Below are 18,405 nucleotides of genomic sequence, written 5' to 3' on the forward strand. Positions count from 1 at the left end.
GCCGCGAGGCAAAACCGAGAAGTTGAGATGCCGGCGGGACTTGATGGCGCAGCGTCATCTGCGTGAGCGCGAGGTTCGAGCGCCCAGCGCGGCCGGCCCTCGATACTCGACATGCGCACTGCGAATCCAACGCCCATGACGCCGACGACGGCGGGTCCGACGCATCGCCTCACGGCGCTGCCGACCTACGTTTTTGCCTGGCTCGATGAGCTCAAGGCGGCAGCTCGCGCCCGCGGCACCGATCTCATCGACCTGGGCATCGGCAATCCGGATCAACCCACGCCGCCGTCTATAATCGACGCGATCACCAAGGCCTACGCCGATCCCCGGACGCACGGCTATCCTCCCTTCCGCGGCACTACCCGTTTCCGGGCGTCCGCATCTGGCTTCATGGAGCGGCGATTTGGTGTCGCCGTCGATCCGGAGCGGGAGGTCGTGTGCGTGAGTGGCGGGAAGGAGGGCATCGCGCACCTGGTCATGGCGTATACCGATGAAGAGAGTGTGGCGCTCGTCCCGGATATTCACTATCCCGTCCACAGCCGCGTCGCGGGTCTCGTCGGCGGGCGCATCCATCTGCTTCCACTCCGGCGCGAGACCGGCTTCCTGCCGGATCTGGATGCCATCCCTGATTCCGTGGCGCGGAAAGCGCGCCTGCTCGTCGTCAACTACCCGCATAACCCGACCGGCGCCATTGCGTCGTTAGGGTTCTACGAGCGGGCGATCGAATTTTGTGCGCGTCACGGTATCGTGCTCGTGTCGGATCTCGCCTACAGCGAGATCACCTTCGATGGCTACGTCGCTCCGAGCGTGCTCGAGGTGCCGGAGGCGATGAACGTCGCGGTGGAGTTTCACTCGCTCTCGAAAACGTTCAACATGGCCGGCTCGCGTATTGGATTTGCCGTTGGCAATTCGGATGCAATCGACGCCCTGTACGCCGTCCGCACGAATATGGGCTACGGGACGCCCGCCGCGATTCAGGAGGGCGCCGCATTCGCACTCGATCACGCCGAGGAGCTCGCGCGGCCCGTTGCGCGGCGTTATCAAGAGCGGCGTGATCTGGTCATCGAGGGTTTCCGCTCGCTCGGATGGGACGCGGAGCCGTCGCCGGCAACGATGTTCGTGTGGCTCGAGATCCCGGCCGGATTCAATTCGCAGGAGTGGTCGGAACACCTCATCCAGCGAGCGGGCGTCGTGGTTTCGCCGGGCAACGCGTTCGGCCCTGGCGGAGAGGGGTCTTTCCGCGTGTCGCTCGTTGCACCGCCTAACGTGACGTGCGAGGCAATCGCGCGCTTGCGAGCTGCCGGCGTGCGCTTCGCGCGTTCCTGATCTCAACCGCGGGTTTCGACGATGAAGCTCACCGAGGCGCAGATGCGCCGCGCGGAAGCAGCGCTGACCTTCGATCCACGCGAAGAGCGGCGCGCGCTGCTCGATCGCACCGCCGTGGCGACCGCGGACGCCGTGACTCTGCGGCGGCGGATTGCCCAGGCGTTAGGCGAAGGGCCCGACGCGTCGCAACTCGCCGTTGATCGGTTGCTCACCGGTATCGACCAGCTGAATGTCAACTTTCTCGAGCGCGGGATGATTGCCGCCGATGCGGCGGCCCGGGTGGAAGTACGGAATGGCGAGAGCGAGGTCATCGGCGGCGCCACGGGTTTCATGATCTCGCCTCGGCTCTTCCTGACCAACAACCATGTTCTCCCGACGGCGGACGATGCGGCGCAGAGTTGGGTGCATTTTCGCCACGAATTCGACGCCTTCGGCAATGCGGTCGAGTCGTGTGTGTTCGCGTTCGATCCATCGGCGTTCTTCTTCACCGATGCGGACATCGACGTGACCGTCGTCGCGGTGGCGGCCGAGACGCCCGATCGCCGGCAGCGGGTCGTCCGTTTCGGCTGGCTTCGCCTATCGGCCAGCGCCGATACCGTGCTCCCGGGCGAGTGGCTGTCAGTGGCGCATCATCCTGGTGGTAACCCAAAACAAGTCGTGCTCCGACAGAACTTGCTCATCAGAAGCAGTGAGGCCGACCTCTGGTACGCAACGGAGACCGGTTCGGCGTCCTCCGGGGCGCCCGTGTTCAACGACTCGTGGCAAGTGGTAGGAGTTCACCGGAGCGGGGTACCGTCCCGGGATCGTGCGGGCCGCATTCTCACCGTCGACGGTGCAGCGTGGGCCGATGGCGATGACGAAGCGAGGGTAGTATGGCGTGCCGGCATCGGCACGCGCACGTCGGCGGTTCTGCGATGTCTCGCCGAAACGCGTGCTGAGCATCCGCTCATCGCCGAATTGCTCGGACAGGCGGATGCCGACGCGAGAGACGCGATTGTTTTGCCATTGGGCTCGGGCGGAGAAACCGCGTCGTCGCCGCATGGGGCGGAGCCGGCCGTCGAAGGCAGCTCGGACTTGGCGCCTATCGATCGCACTCCGCAGTCGAATGGCAAGAATTCGGAGGACGCCGGCGGATCGGCTCAGGCCGTGACCGTTACCGTCCCCCTCCGCATCACGGTCCGCGCGGGGAATGGAACGGGACGCGGACCAGCCGTCGGCGTGAACCTGAGTTGAACGATGCCGCTCGCCTAACGCTACTGGTATTGGATGTAGAGCGGCTTCGGGACGAGCTGCAGTAACTCGCGCGGCGTGATCAGCGGTTCTGACTTGACGTCGTTGTGAAAGAAGATCTTGAAGCCAGTGAATTGCACCGGAGCATTGACTTCGTAATCGCGATATGAATCGAACTTGAGCCATGGCGGCCCGAACCCATCCATATCCATCACGATCTGGACGTGCGGGTCGAGTTGAATCTCGCGTGGGTTGGGCACCATGCGTTCGGTGAACCGATGGACGACGAGGACCTTCGGCGGCAGGTTCTTCGACGCGACCAGCTGCGACAGCGTGCGCACGGCGTAGTTCACGTCCGACGCCATCATCGTCCCGATCTTCGTGCTCGGCTTGAGGCCCTCCTTGTCGTAATGCATCGAGAACTCCGGATCGAGTCCGAGATGCACGTCCGGTCGTTCCAGGAAGTGCAGCAGGCGCGGGAGCTCGGCTTGAACCGTGCTGTGTCCGACTTGTATGTCGAGGAACAGCAGCGCGTGCTCTCGCTGCGCCCATTGATACACGCGTTCGATCAGGGTGTCGGGCATGCGAGCGCGATACATGCCATCGCGGCCCGGAGAGCCTTGCGCGACGACAGCGATCAAGTGCAACGCGGGTTGTACCGGCGTGGTTGGATCAGCTTCTTGCCATCGTCGCACTTCCTGATCGAGACGAGCGAGCATCTCGTCGACGGGGTACTCACCGAGCACACCCATTCGCTTAACGAGTGGATTGCCGTAAAACGCGACGATGCGATGGTCCGGCAACAGCGCGCCCGGGAGCGGTGGAGGGCCTTTCACTGGCCATTCGCCTCGCTCCGTGCGGCGCATCCCGGCACGAATAGCGGCCACGTACGAGACGCTGTCTTGCTTCGAGCGATGCACCGGTGGGGCAGGGAGCTTCAAGGCTGCGCGCGGTGCGGGGTTGCTCGCAGTGGCCGCGGCGGCGGCGGGAAGCCGTCTGCTGGTATCGGCTCGTTTGCCGGTGTCGGGTGGAACGCTGTCGGTCACCGTGCGAACGCGTACCGTGTCGTGCGGGTTCGCGGCCGATTGCGGCGTCGAGGCGGTGGAGACAGGCGGACCGCCTTTTCCCACGGACTCTGGTCCGCAGGCTACGACCAAAAGAAACGCCAGCGCGAGCACGCGCGCGGCTGGAAGGCGATGTGAGCGAGACATGAGCGACGAGATCTATGCGGGCACGGAGAGCGGGACGCGCGCCAGACGCGCGCATGGGCCGCCGGTTGCTGGAAAGCTAATCGCGCGCCACGAATGGCGACCGCAGGTGGTTGGCGGTAACTTCGCTCACTCGCCAACAGCCAGATGACACGCCTCGCCAGGAACTTTGCCCTGTTTGCCGCGCCCGTGGTGTTTGCTGGCACAGCGTGCAAACAGAGCGGCGCGCGCGAGTCCGCCGGGGTCGCGCTGAGCGGGTCGACGGCGCGAGCGACGTGGGATTCGGCGGCCTGGCGTCCGCCGCGGATCGCTGATCTGCCGAACGACTCACTCAGCAACGCGGTGCGCCGTGGGCTGGCGATCGTGACCGCGACCCCGGATAGCTTGCCGCGCTTCGTCGGGAGCAATTTGACTTGTACGAGCTGTCATCTCGACGAGGGCCGCCGGGCAACCGCAGCGCCACTGACGGGAGTCTTGGCGCGCTACCCCAAGTACATCGACCGGTCCGGGGCGGTCGTGTCGATGGAGGACCGGGTCAACTACTGCATGACGCGGAGCCTCGCCGGCACCAAGCTGCCTAACGATAGCCGCGAGATGCAGGATATCATCGCGTATCTCGCGTTCATGGCGCGCGGAGTGCCGATCGGCGCGCACCTGCCCGCCGAAGGCATGCCGGCGATGCCGAAGAATGCCGGCGACACAGCGCGCGGTGCGAGCGTCTACCAAACCGCGTGCGCTCGTTGCCACGGTGCCGACGGCGCGGGCATGGCCAAGGTGCCGGCGCTGTGGGGGCCGCATTCCTTCAGCATCGGCGCCTCGATGGCTCGGCAGGAACGCGCCGCGTCATTCATTCGGCACAACATGCCCTTCGACAAGCCAGGGACGCTGACTGATCGAGAAGCGTACGACGTGGCCGCGTACATCACATCGAAGCCACGCCCCGACCTTCCCGCAAAGGCGCGCGATTGGCCGTATGGGGGAACGCCCGCCGACGTTCCCTATGACACGAAGGGACATAAGGCGTTTCATCCACCGCCGCTCTTGCCAAGGAACAACGCCGCCGATGCCGTCGTCTCGGCCCCGCGCCCGGTGAGCGGGGCGCGAGACCGGGATTGAGCAATGACGAATCAGTCTCTTTCTGGCCCGGGCTCGAACTCGAGGCCGCCGCTTCCCGCCGAGCCGAACTTTGGCGACGTGATCTTCCCGCTCGTTGTTCGTGCAGGGTTGCCTGTGCCCTCGGTGGATGATGGCCCCGGGGACGGCGCGTGGGCGTCGCCTTCCGCCTCGTCTGGTGTCTCCGGGGGAGGCTCCTCGACCGGTGGCAGCTTGCGCTCGCGATCCATGACGCTCTCCTTCGGTATTAGTGTTCTTTAAATTCAACGGCGCGCGAACGTCTCGCGCGCCGTCTTCGTCGACCATCGCCGGTCTGCTGCGACTCTTCGTCAAGCTCTGGACCGCGCGCCTCGTACAAGCCGAAGGATGAAGAGCAGTACGACGGCGCCGATGAACGCGACGAAAATCACGCCGCCGAGGCCGCCGAACGGTGATGTGACGTTGAGCGTTCGAAACAACCAGCCGCCGACGAACGCACCGACGATGCCGATGATGATATCTCCGATGAGGCCGTAGCCGCTGCCGCCCATGACGAGCGATGCAAGCACTCCGGCAACCAATCCAACGATGATCCAGGTGAGAATTGGCATGATCTATCTCTCGTTGACGGGTTCACGATGAAGCGCGCGCGCATTTCCGTGGCAACTCACGTGCCCCACGCGGGCTCGGCCGTCTGATGGCGGCACGCGAAGGCTCGAGTCATGCGCTAATTCTCGCCGTCGTACGGCGCATCCCGCGCGGACGCGTCGCGACCTACGGACAAGTGGCCGCGCTCGCCGGCCTTCGACACCAACCCCGACTGGTCGGGTATGCGTTGCACGCACTGCCGAGCACGACAACGGCACCCTGGCATCGCGTGATCAATGCCCGCGGTATGGTGAGCGTTCGCGCCGGCGGCGGCGCCTCGCTCACGCAGCGCTTGCGACTCGAGCAGGAGGGCATTCTTTTCGACGCGCGCGGCCGGGTATCGCTCGAGCGATTCCGATGGCGTCCATCCGCGCGCACGGGAGCGAAGCGATCCAGCAAGAGGAAACGCTAATGTACGAGTATGTTCAACTCGCGCGATCGGCAGCTCGGCTTGGTGCCGTCGCCATGATCACCCTCGCACCTGTCCGCCCTGCAGTCGCCCAGCCCGCGACTCGCGATTGGACAGCGGTCGAACAGGCACTCGGGCGACGCGGCGCTAGCCAGCCCGGTGGCGTGATGCGCTTCGGATTCCCGCGCAGCGATCTCCACGTGTCCATCGGGGATCTGCAGTTGCTGCCTGCCTTCGCGCTCGGCGGTTGGGTCGCGTTCCTGCCCGACGGATCAGCAACAATGATCATGGGCGACCTCGTTCTCACCGAAGGCGAGGTGAACACGGTGGTCGACAAGCTGCGCACGGGTGGGATCGACGTGACGGCGGTGCACAATCACCTCGTCAATGAATCGCCGCACGTTCTCTACGCGCACATTCACGGACACGGCGACGCCGCTCGCCTCGCCGAGACGGTGCATGCCGCGCTGGCAACGACAGGGACGCCCCTTGGACAGCCGCCAGCGGTGATGGCGGTGCGGATCGATCTCGACACCGCCGCAATCGCGAAGATTCTCGGTGCGAGCGGCCGTGTGAATGGCGGCGCGTATCAGGTGAGCGTGCCTCGCCAGCGACCGATTACCGAGGGAGGGAAGACACTGCCGCCATCGATGGGCGTCGCAACCGCGATCAATTTTCAACCAACTGGTGGCAACAAAGCCGCAGTGACCGGCGACTTCGTCATGATCGCGTCCGAGGTACCGCGCGTGCAGCAGGCGCTGCGGCAGAATCACATCGAGATTACGGCGTTGCACAGCCACATGCTCGCCGAGGAGCCGCGGTTGTTCTTCATGCACTTCTGGGCAATCGATGACGCATCAGCGCTGGCGCGCGGGCTGCGGGCAGCTCTCGATCAGATGGCAGTGAAGCACTCTTGATGCCGAACGCCTAACGGCGTTCAGGTCCCGCGCGCGGCGTAGGTCTCGATCCACGCCGCCGCGTGGCGCGCGACCTCGTCGAGCGCGCCGGGCTCCTCGAACAGGTGGGTCGCGCCCGGAACGACCTCCAATCGAGCCGTCGCGCGCAGCTGCGCCAGTGCCTCGCGATTCAACTCGATCACCGGCTCGTCGTTTCCGCCGACGATGAGCAGCGTCGGCGCCTGTACGCGATTCAGTGCCTCGCCGGCGAGATCGGGCCGGCCGCCCCTCGAGACGACGGCGGCGACGCGCACTGGAATCTCCGCGGCGGCCGCGAGGGCCGCGCCGCCACCCGTGCTCGCGCCAAAGATCGCGAGCGGCAGCTTTCCGGTCGCCGGCTCCTGCGCGAGCCATTCCGCGGCGCCGATGAGTCGCTCGGCGAGCAGTCCAATGTCAAATCGATATTCACCGGTGTGAATATCGAGTGCTTCCTCGTTAGGTGTCAGCAGATCGATCAGCAGCGTCGCAAAGCCGCGCTCGCGCAACAGGGCGGCAACGTGCCTGTTACGTGAGCTGAATCGACTGCTGCCGCTCCCGTGCGCGAACAACACGACGGCACGCGCATGCGGAGGAATACTCAGATCGCCATCGAGTGTCACGCGTCCCGCTGGCACCTGGATGGCACGCTCGTCCGCTGTCAGGGTCGCCGCTGTTTGGGTCATCGTCGTCCTCGCGTCTTATCGCGGCGGGGCCGTCCGTTCGGCCGCGCGCTCCAGGAGATCGTGAACTTCCTCATCTTCGGTCTGTTCGAAGTCCTCATACCAGAGACCAACGGCGTAGAAGGGCTCCGGCGTATCGAGACACACGACGTCGTCGGCGAGCTTGGCAATGGCTCCGCACGTCTCCGGTGCGCCCACGGGCGCCGCGACGACGATCTCGCGCGGGCCTTCGGCGCGTAACGCAGCAATTGCCGCGCGCATCGTCGAACCGGTCGCCAGGCCATCGTCGACAAGTATCGCCACACGACCTGTAACCGACGGAAACGGACGATCGTCGCGGTAGAGCCGCTCTCGGCGCTCGAGCTCGCGGCGCTCGCGCTCGGTGATTCGATCCAGCGCGTCCGCGTCCACGCCGTACGCACGGAGCACGGATTCGTCGACGACGCGTACCCCGCCGCTCGCGATCGCGCCGATTCCGAATTCCTCGTGGCCCGGCAGACCCAATTTTCTCACGACGAAGACGTCGAGGGGCGCATCGAGTGCCATCGCGATCTCGAAGGCGACAGGTACGCCCCCGCGCGGCAGGCCGAGCACGAGTACGTCACCTCGTCCCGCGTATTGCGTGAGTTCGGCAGCCAGCAGTCGCCCCGCCTCGGAGCGGTTCAGAAAGCGCTCAGCCATGACATCAGCATTTGGGTTCGACCTGACTTTGGCAGAGCACAGCCTACGCCATTCAGTGCGCCAAGTCGATAAGCCATAGTCCGGCCCTCGGTCAGCAAGTCTCGGACGAGCTTCAGGACGATACCCGACACCCCCTCTAGCCGTCTCTACCTAGGTTGACCCCGTGGGCCGGCATTCGGCCGGCCATCGGGTGCCTTGCCGCACCCGCAGCGAATGCCGATGACCAACGTCAGCACCCTCCTCCCTGATGCAGCGCTCGGACGAGCCCGTCGGATTCCGACGGCCCGGGCGCTCGCGACATTGGGGAGGGTGACGCGTCAGGGCGTCGAGGCCGTTGGTGGCAGTGCGCGCTTCGCGGCACGGACGATGGGAGCGATTCGCGACGTTCGCACGTGGGGTCCCGCCGCGACGCTGCACATGCGCCGGCTCGGCGTCGACTCCCTGCCGATCGGTGTTTTCATCGCCGTGTTCACCGGAATCGTACTCGCTTTGCTCGCGAGCTACTCCTTCAGCGGCGCCGTACCGATGTACTTCGTCGGGACGCTCGTTGAGAAAACAATAACCATGGAGCTTGCGCCCGTGCTCACGGGACTCGCGCTCGCAGGGCGCGTGGGCGCGAACATCGCCGCTGAATTGGGGACGATGCGCGTCACCGAACAGATCGACGCACTGGAGACACTGGGCTACGATCCGCATTCGTATCTTGTCGTCCCGCGCGTCCTCGCAGGAACTATCATGTTCCCCGTCGTCGTAGGTGCAGCGATGCTTGCGGGCGTTGCATCGGGCTGGCTCGCGTCGGTCGCGTTGCTCGATCTGTCGTCCGCCGATTTCGTTCAGGGACTTCGTCTCTTCTTCTCTGGCTTTGACGTTCGATATGGCCTGGTGAAGGCCGCGAGCTTCGGATTCATCGTGACACTCATCGGCTCGATCCGCGGATTGCGGGCCGCTGGCGGAGCAGAGGGCGTGGGCCGAGCTGCAACCACTGCGGTGGTGTATTCCGCCGTATTGATTCTCGTGCTCGACGCGTTCTGGGCCGTGACGTGGCTGCTCGGGAGCCGGCCATGAGACGCACGAACGATTTTCTCGTCGGCACCATCGTGTTGCTGGTGATCCTCACGCTCACCGGCGCCACCTTCTGGGCGAAGCAGAGCGACATTGGTGAGCGGCGCGCGAAGGTCGTTGCGCGCTTTCGCGACGTCGGCAACGCGCGGGTCGGTAACGCGGTGGTCATCCGTGGCGTGCGAGCGGGAACGATCGAGGCGATTGAACTGTCGCGCGGCGGATGGGTGCACGTGCGAATGAGTCTCGATCGCTCGATGACATTGCCGTCGACGCCGGTGGTATTGCTCAACGAGTCCAGTTTGTTCGGTGAGTGGCAGGCGACAATCACGCCTCGATCGGCGCTGCCTCACGACGAGACCGTAGAGGCGCAGGTTGCGGAGTCCTCAGGGGGCGGTGATGTCCTACCGGGGGCGCTCTTGCCCGATATCGCGAAGCTCACCGCCGTCGCGGGTCAGATTGCCGGAGACGTTGCAAATGTCGCCGGTCGCGTCGAAGTCGCATTCGACGAACGCGCCGCGCGGGAGCTTCGTTCGTCGATTCGGAACTTCGCGGATTTGTCGACGACGCTCTCGAAGACGGTGCGTACGCATGCCGGCGACCTCGACACCCTCTCGCGCGGACTCCAGTCCGCGGTGGCGTCGCTCAATCGCACGGCAACGAGTGCGGAGCTGATGGCATCGCGCATCGACAGCTCGTCATCGAGCGGACAGGTCAAGCAGATCGTAGATGACATGTCACACGCGGCCTCGGAGCTCCGGCGCGCCACGGCACAGGTTCGCGCCATGTCCGAGCAACTCTCGAGGACGCAGAACCGCCTCGATTCCTTCCTGACGAATGGCGACTCGGTGCTGGTGAAGCTCAACACGGGACAGGGATCGTTAGGTCTCCTTCTCAATGATCCGTCTCTCTACCGCAATAGTGACTCGTTGTTGACGCAACTGCGCGGGCTCGTCACGGAGGTCCGCACGAACCCGAAGAAATTCGTGAGCGTGCGGCTCTTCTGACACCGGCAGTTTCCAAACCGGTGGCCTATTTGAAGATTCCGAAGTGGCCCAGCAACCACCAGAGGATCACGAAGATCAGGACCGTGCTGAAGCAGCCGCCGCCGAGTTTTTTGGCGCCATACCCGGCTGCTACACCGCGCAGAAGTTTGCTCATCTCGTCAACGTCTCGGCTCGTTTCGACGGGACGCCAAGTGCAGGCTTCGTACCGACGCCAGCTCAGAGCGCCGCAGGCGGAGCCGCTGCCTAACGAGGGCCGAGTCTGGCAGAGACTGGACGACACGCTGTCCGGCCGCAAGCGCGGACGCTGCATCGTCCAGCAACGATGACAGCGAGAACCGTCCGGTTATTGCGGTCGCCGCGCTAACCGATTGCGCGCGCACGCCTTAGCGGCGTGTAACGGGACCGACTCGTGGTGGTCTCGGCTCTGCCTTTGAGTGATTGCGAATGAAGGCGTCATCGCGATCGACACCATGACGCACACGTCCTCGATCCCTCAGGCTACTCGTCATATGCGCACCTACATCGTCATCGCTGGTCTCGTTGCAGCAATCGGATCGACGGCTTCGGCTCAAGCGCCAACGCCGACCGCGAGCGGCACCGCCTTCGAGCTCACGCCATACGCCGGATACATGATCTTCGGCGACTATCTCAAGGGCCCGTTCGGCACGAGCATCTCGAACGCACCAGGTGCTCTCTACGGCGTTCAGCTCGGCATGAAGATCTATCCGAACGTGTCGTTGCTCGGAAATGTCGGCTACATCAGCTCCGATATCACCGCCGGAATTCCATTCCTCGGCGGCTACTCGATCGCGCACAGCTCGACGCTGATGTACGACGGTGGCCTGCAGCTGGACCTCCCGCTGACGACGGCGAGTGGCTTCAGTCTGAAGCCATTTGCTCAGATCGGCGCCGGCGCCATGCACTACAACATCAGCGAGTCTGTCATTCAGACGAACACCACGAATTTTGCAGCGAACGTGGGCCTGGGTGCGGACATCGGGCTCGGCCAATCGATGGGTCTTCGCTTGATGGCCAAGGACTACATTGGCAAATTCAACTTCCAGGGCGCTACGGATCTCGACGTGCAGGGGCAGACCGCGCAAAACTTTGCGCTGAGCGCCGGATTGCGGTTCAACTTCTAGCGACGCGCCCGGAGCGCGCCCAATGCGTCGATTCTCGGCGAGCGACGGCGCGCTCTGGGATGCAGTGATTGGCCACGAATCGTGGGGTACGTTCGTGGTGCTCTTCACGCCTGTCGTCAGCGGCGATGCGCGCAAAACGACGATGGCGGAAGAGACGTCGCTCTCCGCGGAGACCGAGCTCGACGCAAAGAGCGACGATGAGCTCAGGGCGCTCCTCGCGGAGTCGAGCCCCTGGTGAACGCGACCAGCCTCGATAGCTTGCTGTCGGCAAGTACACGTTGATCAATGCCGACGAAGACAAAATCGAAGAGAATTGTGCGGAGCGGCGCCCGCGTTTCAACCATGGCGTACCGGCCCTCCCCGCCGCCGCAAAACGACAACGAGTGGTTCGAGCTGCGCGAGTCGTCGATTCAGGGGTTGGGTGCTTTCGCACGGAAGGATATTCCACGAAGCACGCGACTCATCGAATATACGGGCGAAAAGATCAGCTACGCCGAATCCGATCGCCGGTATCCGGATGAAAAGGATGAGCGGCACCACACGTTCCTGTTCACCCTGAACGGCAAGTGGATCATCGATGCCGCGTTCGACGGCAACGATGCGCGGTTCATCAATCATTCGTGCAATCCAAACTGCGACGCGTACATCGAGCGCGGACACATCTGGATCGAGTCAATCAAGCGGATACCGGCGGGTGCCGAGCTGACGTACGACTATCAGTACGAGTACCTGGACGAGTATACTGCCGAGGACATCGCGTTCTACGCTTGCCGGTGCGGCGCGCCGAATTGTCGCGGCACCATCGTCGAACCGAAAAAAACGCGACGTAAGCGTTAGGCAGATCACCTCCGGGAGATCGTCCAGCCGATGACGCCGTCTGCCTCGCTGCACGCATTGCTCACCGGTGCGATCGATTACGCCGGACTTTTTCCGCCGGCGACGCTCGACATGCGAGAAGCCGTAACTCGGTACGCAGATTACCGCGGAACGACGGAGGCGTGGGCGCTCGGCCGCTTCGTGCTGCCGCTATCGCGGGTCGATGAGCTCGCGGCCGCGCAGAGCGCGATTCGCGCGAAGGGGCAAACCTGGCGACTCAGCGTATTGCTCGGCGAGGATTCAGCAGCCGACGCAGCTCGCATCCGGTCATTCAATGCCGCGCACGCCGGGTCGGCGTTGATCGATTCCGCCGAAGCAAAGCTCGGGGGACCAGCGTCGGCTTCGCGCCAGGCGATTGCCGCGCTGATGGAACATATGCCATCGTCGCTGCGACTCTTCATCGAGGTGCCATCGAGTGGCGATCTCGCCACCTTCATTGCTCCCATTGCCGCCGCGGACGCTTGCGCGAAGATTCGCACCGGCGGAGTAACCTCGGAAGCATTTCCCGATGCCGCGCACATCGCGGACTTCCTCTTATCCTGCGCCGAGCATGATGTTCGGTTCAAGGCGACTGCCGGTCTTCACCATCCGTTGCGGGGCCGATATCCAGTCACGTACGAGCCGTCGGCGCCCACGGCAATGATGTTTGGCTTTCTGAATATGTTCGTCGCGGCGGCGCTGGCCCGGCGACGATCACCACTGGAGGAGATCGTTGCCGCACTCCAGGCGGAGCGGGGAAGTGAGTTCCACTTTGGTGATGACGATGTGCGGTGGAAGGACACGCGCGTCACGCGCCAGGAGCTGCTCGAGTCGCATGCGACCTTTGCGCTGTCATTCGGATCATGCTCGTTCGAAGAGCCGGTCTATGATCTTCGACGACTGGCGCTGCTCTGACGCGACGTCGCGATGGCGCTGAACGACACGCATCGGATCGAGCTCGCGTCCTGGGTAGAGTCGGCACAGACTCCGGGCAGCGACTTCCCGATTCAGAATCTTCCCTTCGGCGTCTTCAAACGCACTGGACGGCACGAACCTGCGCGCGTGGGTGTCGCGATCGGCGATCAGATAGTCGACGTCGCAACCTGTCTCGATGAAGGTTTGTTGATCGATGCTGCCACGTCGGGTGCGGAGCGCTGCCGCGACAGTCACCTGAACGACCTCATGACGTTGGGTCCCGAAGCGATCTCCGGACTCCGGCGAGGCTTGAGCGAGCTTCTTCGCGTCAATTCGGCGGCGTATCGCCGCGATCCTGGCATCGCGCGTCGGGTGCTCGTGCCGATGTATGAGGCCGAGATGCGACTTCCGGTGCTGATCGGCGACTACACCGACTTTTATGCCTCCATCGATCACGCGCGAAATGTCGGGACCATGCTCAGGCCGAACGATCCACTACTGCCGAACTACAAGTACGTCCCGATCGGCTATCACGGGCGAGCGTCGTCGATAGTGGTGAGCGATACTCACGTGCGTCGTCCGACAGGGCAGATCCGCGACGATCCGGAACAGCCACCATCCGTCGCACCAACCAGGCGGCTCGATTACGAGGCGGAGCTGGGCATCTTCATGGGGATTGGCAATGCGCTCGGATCGGCGATCCCGATCCTCGACGCGGACCGCCACATCTTTGGCTTTTGTCTTCTGAACGACTGGTCGGCGCGGGACATCCAGAGCTGGGAATACCAGCCGCTCGGGCCCTTCCTCGCGAAGAGTTTCGCGACGACCATTTCGCCGTGGGTCGTGACGCTAGAGGCACTCGAGCCATTTCGCGCTCCAGCCTACGTTCGCCCCGACGGCGATCCGCCGCCGCTGCCCTATCTGCTTTGGGACGCCGACCAACGCCGCGGCGGCTTGGACATCATAGTCGAGGTTTATCTCGCGACGGCGACGATGCGGCAACGTCGCCAGGATCCGGTGCGGATCAGTCGCGGCCGATTCACCTCGATGTACTGGACGGTCGCCCAGCTCGTGGCGCACCACACCTCCAATGGCTGCAACTTGCGGCCGGGCGACCTGCTTGGCACCGGCACGATATCCGGCCCCGATCCGGAGAGCCGCGGTTCGCTCATCGAGCGCACCTGGCGGGGGCGCGATCCAATCAAGCTCCCCAACGGCGAGTCTCGAACGTTTCTTGCCGACGGGGATGAGGTGATCATGCGGGCGCACTGTGAGCGCCCAGGCTTCGCTCGGATCGGCTTGGGCGACTGTAGCGGTATGGTGGTCCCCGCAGTTTGAGTTTTCAGCCGGGCATGAGCACCCGCGATACCGCGGACGCGAAGTGCGACCACTCCGCCGTTTCCAGCCGCAGCTGCTTCCGGCCGGCATTCGTGAGCCGGTAGAACTTGGCCTTTCTACCCACCTCCGAGGTGCCCCATTCGGCCTCGATCCAGCCGCGCCTTTCCATCCGGTATAGGGCGGGGTAGAGGGACCCCTCTTCGATCTGGATCGCGTCGCCGGTCGCCTCCTCCAACCATCGGGCAATCGCGTAGCCATGACGAGGCCCGCCGTTCAGCGTCTTCAGCACGAGCGCGTCCAGCGTGCCGTGGAGGCGATCCTTCGAGAGTGTCGTCATGCGATTACCTAGAGAGTCTTGGTAACGCTATCGCGTGATACTTAGACAGTCAAGGTATCAGGCCCTCTCGCTCACCCTTGGTGGCGACGCTTGCCGAGGGAGCAATGCCTTGCGAGCTTGACCGCATGATTCGACTCTTCGGAGAGAGCGTGCGGCTCGTCGTAATCGCCGCGTCGATCATCGGAGTGAGCGTCGCGTGTCGCGGCCACTTCGAGGTCCCAACACCCGTGCTCTCGGCGCCGCTTGCTGGAGAACCCCCGAGTGAGCCGGCAACGATCACGCTGCCGATCGCAATCGCGCTTTCGAAGATTCGCACGCAGCTCGACTCAGTCTTTCCGCCCTCGGACAGTCTCGATCGAGCAAAGTGTACGGCACTCGGAGGACTGGTCTGTCACCGGTATCTGTATCGGCGCGACAGCCTCGATTTGCGCGCGAGTGGCGATCACGTGACGCTGCAGACTCGGCTTCGATATGGGGCATCCGTCGGCTTGCCCGGCGTGGGCGGAATTGCAAGCTGCGGATTTGCTCCCGAGTCAATGAAGCGCGCCGACGTCCGTCTATCGACGACGCTCTATTGGCGCTCCGATTGGCGACTAGGGTCGCACGGTACGACGGTCAATACAACTTTAAGTGATCGGTGTGAAGTCACGTTATTACATGTTGATGCGACATCGATAGTAAAGCGAATTATAGAAGGACAAAGCGAGGATCTTCGTCGTCAGATCGATTCGATGCTGCCGATGGCCGCCGACGTGCACGGCGCGGCAGACTCTCTGTGGCAGCTCGCCCAGCAACCACTCGCTCTGGACTCTGCGTCCACGGTCTGGCTCACGCTCTCACCCGAATCCGTGAGTCTCGCGCCCATCATTGGCTCGGCGAGCGCGATATCGACTGCGCTCGTCCTGACCGCGCGTCCGCGAGTAACCGTTGGTCCGAAGCCGGCGGTGACCGTAGAGCCGCTTCCATCGCTCACACTTGCTCGACGCTCATCCGGCATCCATGTGCCTGTCGAGGTCGAACTGCCGTTCTCGGATCTCAGCCAGAAGGTCTCGACTCTTCTTGCCGGCGATACGGCCGGCAAGGGACTGCACGTGAGAGAAATAAAGATCTGGGGAGTAGGAGACACTGCCGTGGTCAAGGTCGATCTCGAGGGCAAGGTCAACGGCTCACTCTACCTGCTCGGGCGAGTAGGATACGACTCCACCTCTCGTTCCGTGCTTCTGAGTAATCTTCGGTACACTCTCGAGAGCCACGACATGATGACCCGGATCAAGTCGACGTTCGGCGCTGGTCGGATCAAGGCCGCACTCGACGCGGCGACCGGGAAAGGGCATCTCGCCGTCGGAGAGCAATTGGACTCGCTCAAGTCGCGCCTGAACTACGAGCTCAATCGCTCGTTGGCACCCGGCGTCAGGCTCGCGGGAAGCGTGAACGACGTCCGCTTTTCACGCATGTTCACGACGCAGACAGCGTTCGTTCTTCGAGTCGTGCTCGATGGCGAGGCCGTTATCCTGGTGCAGTGAAGCGCTGCCGACGGCGCCTCACCGGCTCTCACTTCTTGGTTGCACCCACCTCTCCGGCAACGACCGTCTGGTTAGGCAATGGCTTCACCAGCAGCGTTTGCCCGATGCGAATCTTGTTTCCGCTGATGCTGTTCCACTCGCGAAGATGATCGGCGGTGGTGTTCCAGCGAGCGGCAATCGAGGCCAAGGCGTCACCACGCTTCACCTTGTAATACTTGGCCTTCGCGGCTTCCTGCTCCGCCAGTTTCCGCCGCGCTTCTACTGCTGCCCGTTGCTTCGCCTGCTTCTCGCCGAGTGCGACGAGCCGCTCGTGGCGCGCAGAGATCGAGTGTAGGAGCAGGCTCGCCTTTCCCCAGCCCTGCGACGGAACCCCATATCGATAGTTGCCCTCTGGCGTGTCGACGACGAGCGCTTTGGCGATGCCGAAGAACGTGCGACCCGGATGCAGCTGAACCGCCGTATCGACTTGAAAATCGTGCTCGGTGAAGGTCGGAGGGCTATCTCCGGCGCTCAGCAGGTCGCGTGGCTCCAGGCCCAGGAACAGCAAGCGCCGATCGGTGAGAACGAGAAGGCCTCGCGTCGCTCGGAAGTAATCGATCCAGGGACGCTGAAACACTGCGACCGTGCGAATGACGCGCTCGCCCTCTGCGAGAGTATTCAGTCGCAGCTCTCGCTCGGCAATGGCGCTCGCGTTCCGAGGCTCGGTGCGATAGGTGTGAATTGCAAATTGGACGAGCAGTCCGACGATGACGATCGCCGCACCAATCATCGCGTATCTCGTGGCGGGTCGTACGCGCCGACGGCGCCGCTTGAGTCGGAGCTTCCTTTTTCGCATCACCGGCGTTGGTGGTGCGCTTTCCGGTGTCTCGAAGGAGCCTTCCATCTTCAACCGATCAATCAACTCAGCCCTCTAGGCGCCTCTGCGCCTTGATCTTCAAGTCTCAGGGGAAAAATGATGCCGGCGAGCAAGCGAGCCAATCGGCCACCGGCCTGTCGATCACTCAATGCGCCCCGTTCGCACCCGGTCGGTTGAAAAAGGCTGCACCCACGGCTAGCATCCGGCCAGGCTCTTCTAGGCGCGGAGCATTATTCGTCCAGCACTCCCGCTCGCGCCAGCCTTGCTTTTTTGGCGGGGTTCGTACGCCGGTCCGGCGGCCGACACACGTGTCGTAGGACTTTTGGCCCTACCCCGTTTCGCGGATCAGAATCTGACCCCGTTGGAGGCACCATCAAGAACCAACCCGCGTCTCACCTGCTATTGCTCGCCGCCGGATCGCTCTGCACGGTGATCTTCACTGTGTCTCGCGTGCGGCCGGTTTTTGTGCAGCGCGAGCCGGTGGTCGCTCAGATTCTCCAGCACGAGTACGTCGATTCCGCTCCGATCCGCGCTCCGTGGTTGAACTCGCCAGCGGAAGTTGCCCTTCAGACTCCACAATTCCTCGCTGACCGCGAGCGCTTTATGCGAGATCTGCTCCGAACCGGCAAGGTGGACGAGCACCGAGCGTGGAGCCTTGCCGACGTTGCGGTCAGCGAAGCATACCGCCGCCGGTTGCCGCCGGCGCTTGTGCTTGGTGTGATGCTCACCGAGAACGACGAGCTCAATTCCAGAGCGCGATCGCCCGTCGGAGCGGTAGGGTTGATGCAAGTTCACGGAAGCTCCTGGCGCAGCGCGCTGGGTCGCATGTTCGGTACGAACTTGCACAATGACACGACCAACTTGCGCTACGGGATCTACATCCTGGGTTACATGGCGCGACGAGCGAGCAATAACCCCGTTGCCGATTCCACCGCACAGAGTGACAGTACGGTGGCGTCGGACAGCAGCTGGCGGATGGCGTTGCTGCACTACAATGGATGTGTGCGTGGCAAGAACACGCCGAACTGCCGAAGCTATCCCGTGGCGGTTCAGAAGAACGTCATCGAGAATGCCAAGACGACGTGCAACGGTCGCGATTTCGACGCCTGCGTCGTGCGTCCGCTCTGGCTGAGCACTCGTTCGGATCCGAGCCAGCAATAGCTA

General features: G+C 63.6%; 22 protein-coding genes. 14 read left to right on the forward strand and 8 right to left on the reverse strand.

The genetic code is table 11. The features are described from left to right. Positions 1 to 111: 111 nt before the first annotated feature. Together VGH98_14100 and VGH98_14105 are read left to right on the forward strand one after the other, a co-directional pair. The gene (locus tag VGH98_14100) at positions 112 to 1,326 is read left to right on the forward strand and encodes an aminotransferase class I/II-fold pyridoxal phosphate-dependent enzyme (protein HEY2377103.1); all 1,215 of its coding nucleotides are present in this window, start codon (positions 112 to 114) and stop codon (positions 1,324 to 1,326) included. A 21-nt stretch (positions 1,327 to 1,347) separates the two neighbouring features. Further along, complete coding sequence (locus tag VGH98_14105) at positions 1,348 to 2,559, forward strand: serine protease (protein HEY2377104.1); 1,212 nt, start codon at positions 1,348 to 1,350, stop codon at positions 2,557 to 2,559. A gap of 20 nt (positions 2,560 to 2,579) precedes the next feature. Here VGH98_14105 and VGH98_14110 read toward each other — a convergent pair whose 3' ends face one another. Next, the gene (locus VGH98_14110; protein HEY2377105.1) at positions 2,580 to 3,767 is read right to left on the reverse strand and encodes a hypothetical protein; all 1,188 of its coding nucleotides are present in this window, start codon (positions 3,765 to 3,767) and stop codon (positions 2,580 to 2,582) included. Between the two features lie 144 nt (positions 3,768 to 3,911). On the opposite strand from VGH98_14110, the gene VGH98_14115 reads away from it, so the two are divergent. After that, a complete protein-coding gene (locus tag VGH98_14115; GenBank protein HEY2377106.1) occupies positions 3,912 to 4,880 on the forward strand; it encodes a c-type cytochrome in 969 nt (322 codons plus the stop codon). Positions 4,881 to 4,891: 11 nt separating this feature from the next. Here the strand turns inward: VGH98_14115 and VGH98_14120 are convergent, their stop codons facing one another. Beyond that, entirely contained in the window at positions 4,892 to 5,107 is a 216-nt protein-coding gene (locus VGH98_14120) for a hypothetical protein (protein HEY2377107.1), read from the reverse strand. 99 nt (positions 5,108 to 5,206) lie between these two features. Continuing rightward, a complete protein-coding gene (locus tag VGH98_14125; GenBank protein HEY2377108.1) occupies positions 5,207 to 5,467 on the reverse strand; it encodes a GlsB/YeaQ/YmgE family stress response membrane protein in 261 nt (86 codons plus the stop codon). An 86-nt stretch (positions 5,468 to 5,553) separates the two neighbouring features. Here VGH98_14125 and VGH98_14130 point away from each other — a divergent pair, with 86 nt between their 5' ends. Continuing rightward, positions 5,554 to 5,916: an MGMT family protein gene (locus VGH98_14130; GenBank protein HEY2377109.1), complete on the forward strand. Its 363-nt coding sequence runs from the start codon at positions 5,554 to 5,556 to the stop codon at positions 5,914 to 5,916. After that, complete coding sequence (locus tag VGH98_14135; protein HEY2377110.1) at positions 5,916 to 6,830, forward strand: DUF1259 domain-containing protein; 915 nt, start codon at positions 5,916 to 5,918, stop codon at positions 6,828 to 6,830. The genes VGH98_14130 and VGH98_14135 overlap by 1 nt, the downstream gene beginning before the upstream one ends. Before the next feature lie 20 nt (positions 6,831 to 6,850). Here VGH98_14135 and VGH98_14140 read toward each other — a convergent pair whose 3' ends face one another. Both VGH98_14140 and VGH98_14145 read right to left on the reverse strand, forming a co-directional pair. Then, complete coding sequence (locus VGH98_14140; GenBank protein HEY2377111.1) at positions 6,851 to 7,531, reverse strand: alpha/beta family hydrolase; 681 nt, start codon at positions 7,529 to 7,531, stop codon at positions 6,851 to 6,853. A 15-nt stretch (positions 7,532 to 7,546) separates the two neighbouring features. Continuing rightward, a complete protein-coding gene (locus tag VGH98_14145) occupies positions 7,547 to 8,209 on the reverse strand; it encodes a phosphoribosyltransferase (protein HEY2377112.1) in 663 nt (220 codons plus the stop codon). Between the two features lie 219 nt (positions 8,210 to 8,428). Here VGH98_14145 and VGH98_14150 point away from each other — a divergent pair, with 219 nt between their 5' ends. Both VGH98_14150 and VGH98_14155 read left to right on the forward strand, forming a co-directional pair. Next, a complete protein-coding gene (locus VGH98_14150) occupies positions 8,429 to 9,274 on the forward strand; it encodes an ABC transporter permease (GenBank protein ID HEY2377113.1) in 846 nt (281 codons plus the stop codon). Continuing rightward, positions 9,271 to 10,275: an MlaD family protein gene (locus tag VGH98_14155; GenBank protein ID HEY2377114.1), complete on the forward strand. Its 1,005-nt coding sequence runs from the start codon at positions 9,271 to 9,273 to the stop codon at positions 10,273 to 10,275. The genes VGH98_14150 and VGH98_14155 overlap by 4 nt, the downstream gene beginning before the upstream one ends. A gap of 25 nt (positions 10,276 to 10,300) precedes the next feature. Here VGH98_14155 and VGH98_14160 read toward each other — a convergent pair whose 3' ends face one another. Further along, on the reverse strand, positions 10,301 to 10,429 hold the full coding sequence (locus VGH98_14160) for a hypothetical protein (protein HEY2377115.1): 129 nt from the start codon (positions 10,427 to 10,429) through the stop codon (positions 10,301 to 10,303). A 355-nt stretch (positions 10,430 to 10,784) separates the two neighbouring features. On the opposite strand from VGH98_14160, the gene VGH98_14165 reads away from it, so the two are divergent. The 5 genes from VGH98_14165 (at position 10,785) to fahA (ending at position 14,525) form a co-directional block, all read left to right on the forward strand. Then, positions 10,785 to 11,417: an outer membrane beta-barrel protein gene (locus tag VGH98_14165; GenBank protein ID HEY2377116.1), complete on the forward strand. Its 633-nt coding sequence runs from the start codon at positions 10,785 to 10,787 to the stop codon at positions 11,415 to 11,417. Positions 11,418 to 11,439: 22 nt separating this feature from the next. Continuing rightward, complete coding sequence (locus VGH98_14170) at positions 11,440 to 11,655, forward strand: hypothetical protein (protein ID HEY2377117.1); 216 nt, start codon at positions 11,440 to 11,442, stop codon at positions 11,653 to 11,655. Positions 11,656 to 11,759: 104 nt separating this feature from the next. Next, positions 11,760 to 12,254, forward strand: coding sequence for an SET domain-containing protein-lysine N-methyltransferase (locus tag VGH98_14175; GenBank protein ID HEY2377118.1), 495 nt, complete (start codon positions 11,760 to 11,762; stop codon positions 12,252 to 12,254). Positions 12,255 to 12,284: 30 nt separating this feature from the next. Further along, entirely contained in the window at positions 12,285 to 13,187 is a 903-nt protein-coding gene (locus tag VGH98_14180) for a hypothetical protein (GenBank protein HEY2377119.1), read from the forward strand. 12 nt (positions 13,188 to 13,199) lie between these two features. Further along, positions 13,200 to 14,525 carry a fumarylacetoacetase gene (gene fahA, locus VGH98_14185; GenBank protein HEY2377120.1) on the forward strand — a complete coding sequence of 442 codons (1,326 nt, stop codon included), beginning with the start codon at positions 13,200 to 13,202 and terminating at the stop codon, positions 14,523 to 14,525. A gap of 4 nt (positions 14,526 to 14,529) precedes the next feature. Here the strand turns inward: fahA and VGH98_14190 are convergent, their stop codons facing one another. Then, positions 14,530 to 14,862 (reverse strand): PadR family transcriptional regulator, encoded by a 333-nt coding sequence (locus VGH98_14190; GenBank protein ID HEY2377121.1) that lies wholly within the window; start codon positions 14,860 to 14,862, stop codon positions 14,530 to 14,532. Between the two features lie 125 nt (positions 14,863 to 14,987). Between VGH98_14190 and VGH98_14195 the strand changes: the two genes are divergently transcribed. After that, on the forward strand, positions 14,988 to 16,385 hold the full coding sequence (locus VGH98_14195; GenBank protein ID HEY2377122.1) for a DUF4403 family protein: 1,398 nt from the start codon (positions 14,988 to 14,990) through the stop codon (positions 16,383 to 16,385). 28 nt (positions 16,386 to 16,413) lie between these two features. Here the strand turns inward: VGH98_14195 and VGH98_14200 are convergent, their stop codons facing one another. After that, a complete protein-coding gene (locus VGH98_14200; protein HEY2377123.1) occupies positions 16,414 to 17,154 on the reverse strand; it encodes a LysM peptidoglycan-binding domain-containing protein in 741 nt (246 codons plus the stop codon). A 537-nt stretch (positions 17,155 to 17,691) separates the two neighbouring features. Here VGH98_14200 and VGH98_14205 point away from each other — a divergent pair. Further along, entirely contained in the window at positions 17,692 to 18,402 is a 711-nt protein-coding gene (locus VGH98_14205) for a lytic transglycosylase domain-containing protein (protein ID HEY2377124.1), read from the forward strand. Positions 18,403 to 18,405: the final 3 nt, after the last annotated feature.

The organism is Gemmatimonadaceae bacterium (genome assembly GCA_036496605.1).
Lineage (GTDB): Bacteria > Gemmatimonadota > Gemmatimonadetes > Gemmatimonadales > Gemmatimonadaceae > AG2.

Bases quoted from the DNA above. Each gene is read 5' to 3' on its own strand.
- VGH98_14160 (HEY2377115.1), bottom strand. From the start codon at position 10,429: ATGAGCAAACTTCTGCGCGGTGTAGCAGCCGGGTATGGCGCCAAAAAA.
- VGH98_14115 (HEY2377106.1), top strand. From the start codon at position 3,912: ATGACACGCCTCGCCAGGAACTTTGCCCTGTTTGCCGCGCCCGTGGTG.
- VGH98_14140 (HEY2377111.1), bottom strand. From the start codon at position 7,531: ATGACCCAAACAGCGGCGACCCTGACAGCGGACGAGCGTGCCATCCAG.
- VGH98_14155 (HEY2377114.1), top strand. From the start codon at position 9,271: ATGAGACGCACGAACGATTTTCTCGTCGGCACCATCGTGTTGCTGGTG.
- VGH98_14165 (HEY2377116.1), top strand. From the start codon at position 10,785: ATGCGCACCTACATCGTCATCGCTGGTCTCGTTGCAGCAATCGGATCG.
- VGH98_14110 (HEY2377105.1), bottom strand. From the start codon at position 3,767: ATGTCTCGCTCACATCGCCTTCCAGCCGCGCGCGTGCTCGCGCTGGCG.
- VGH98_14195 (HEY2377122.1), top strand. From the start codon at position 14,988: ATGATTCGACTCTTCGGAGAGAGCGTGCGGCTCGTCGTAATCGCCGCG.
- VGH98_14100 (HEY2377103.1), top strand. From the start codon at position 112: ATGCGCACTGCGAATCCAACGCCCATGACGCCGACGACGGCGGGTCCG.
- VGH98_14200 (HEY2377123.1), bottom strand. From the start codon at position 17,154: ATGATTGGTGCGGCGATCGTCATCGTCGGACTGCTCGTCCAATTTGCA.
- VGH98_14105 (HEY2377104.1), top strand. From the start codon at position 1,348: ATGAAGCTCACCGAGGCGCAGATGCGCCGCGCGGAAGCAGCGCTGACC.
- VGH98_14175 (HEY2377118.1), top strand. From the start codon at position 11,760: ATGGCGTACCGGCCCTCCCCGCCGCCGCAAAACGACAACGAGTGGTTC.
- VGH98_14170 (HEY2377117.1), top strand. From the start codon at position 11,440: ATGCGTCGATTCTCGGCGAGCGACGGCGCGCTCTGGGATGCAGTGATT.
- VGH98_14180 (HEY2377119.1), top strand. From the start codon at position 12,285: ATGACGCCGTCTGCCTCGCTGCACGCATTGCTCACCGGTGCGATCGAT.
- VGH98_14145 (HEY2377112.1), bottom strand. From the start codon at position 8,209: ATGGCTGAGCGCTTTCTGAACCGCTCCGAGGCGGGGCGACTGCTGGCT.
- VGH98_14150 (HEY2377113.1), top strand. From the start codon at position 8,429: ATGACCAACGTCAGCACCCTCCTCCCTGATGCAGCGCTCGGACGAGCC.
- VGH98_14190 (HEY2377121.1), bottom strand. From the start codon at position 14,862: ATGACGACACTCTCGAAGGATCGCCTCCACGGCACGCTGGACGCGCTC.
- VGH98_14135 (HEY2377110.1), top strand. From the start codon at position 5,916: ATGTACGAGTATGTTCAACTCGCGCGATCGGCAGCTCGGCTTGGTGCC.
- VGH98_14120 (HEY2377107.1), bottom strand. From the start codon at position 5,107: ATGGATCGCGAGCGCAAGCTGCCACCGGTCGAGGAGCCTCCCCCGGAG.
- fahA (HEY2377120.1), top strand. From the start codon at position 13,200: ATGGCGCTGAACGACACGCATCGGATCGAGCTCGCGTCCTGGGTAGAG.
- VGH98_14125 (HEY2377108.1), bottom strand. From the start codon at position 5,467: ATGCCAATTCTCACCTGGATCATCGTTGGATTGGTTGCCGGAGTGCTT.
- VGH98_14130 (HEY2377109.1), top strand. From the start codon at position 5,554: ATGGCGGCACGCGAAGGCTCGAGTCATGCGCTAATTCTCGCCGTCGTA.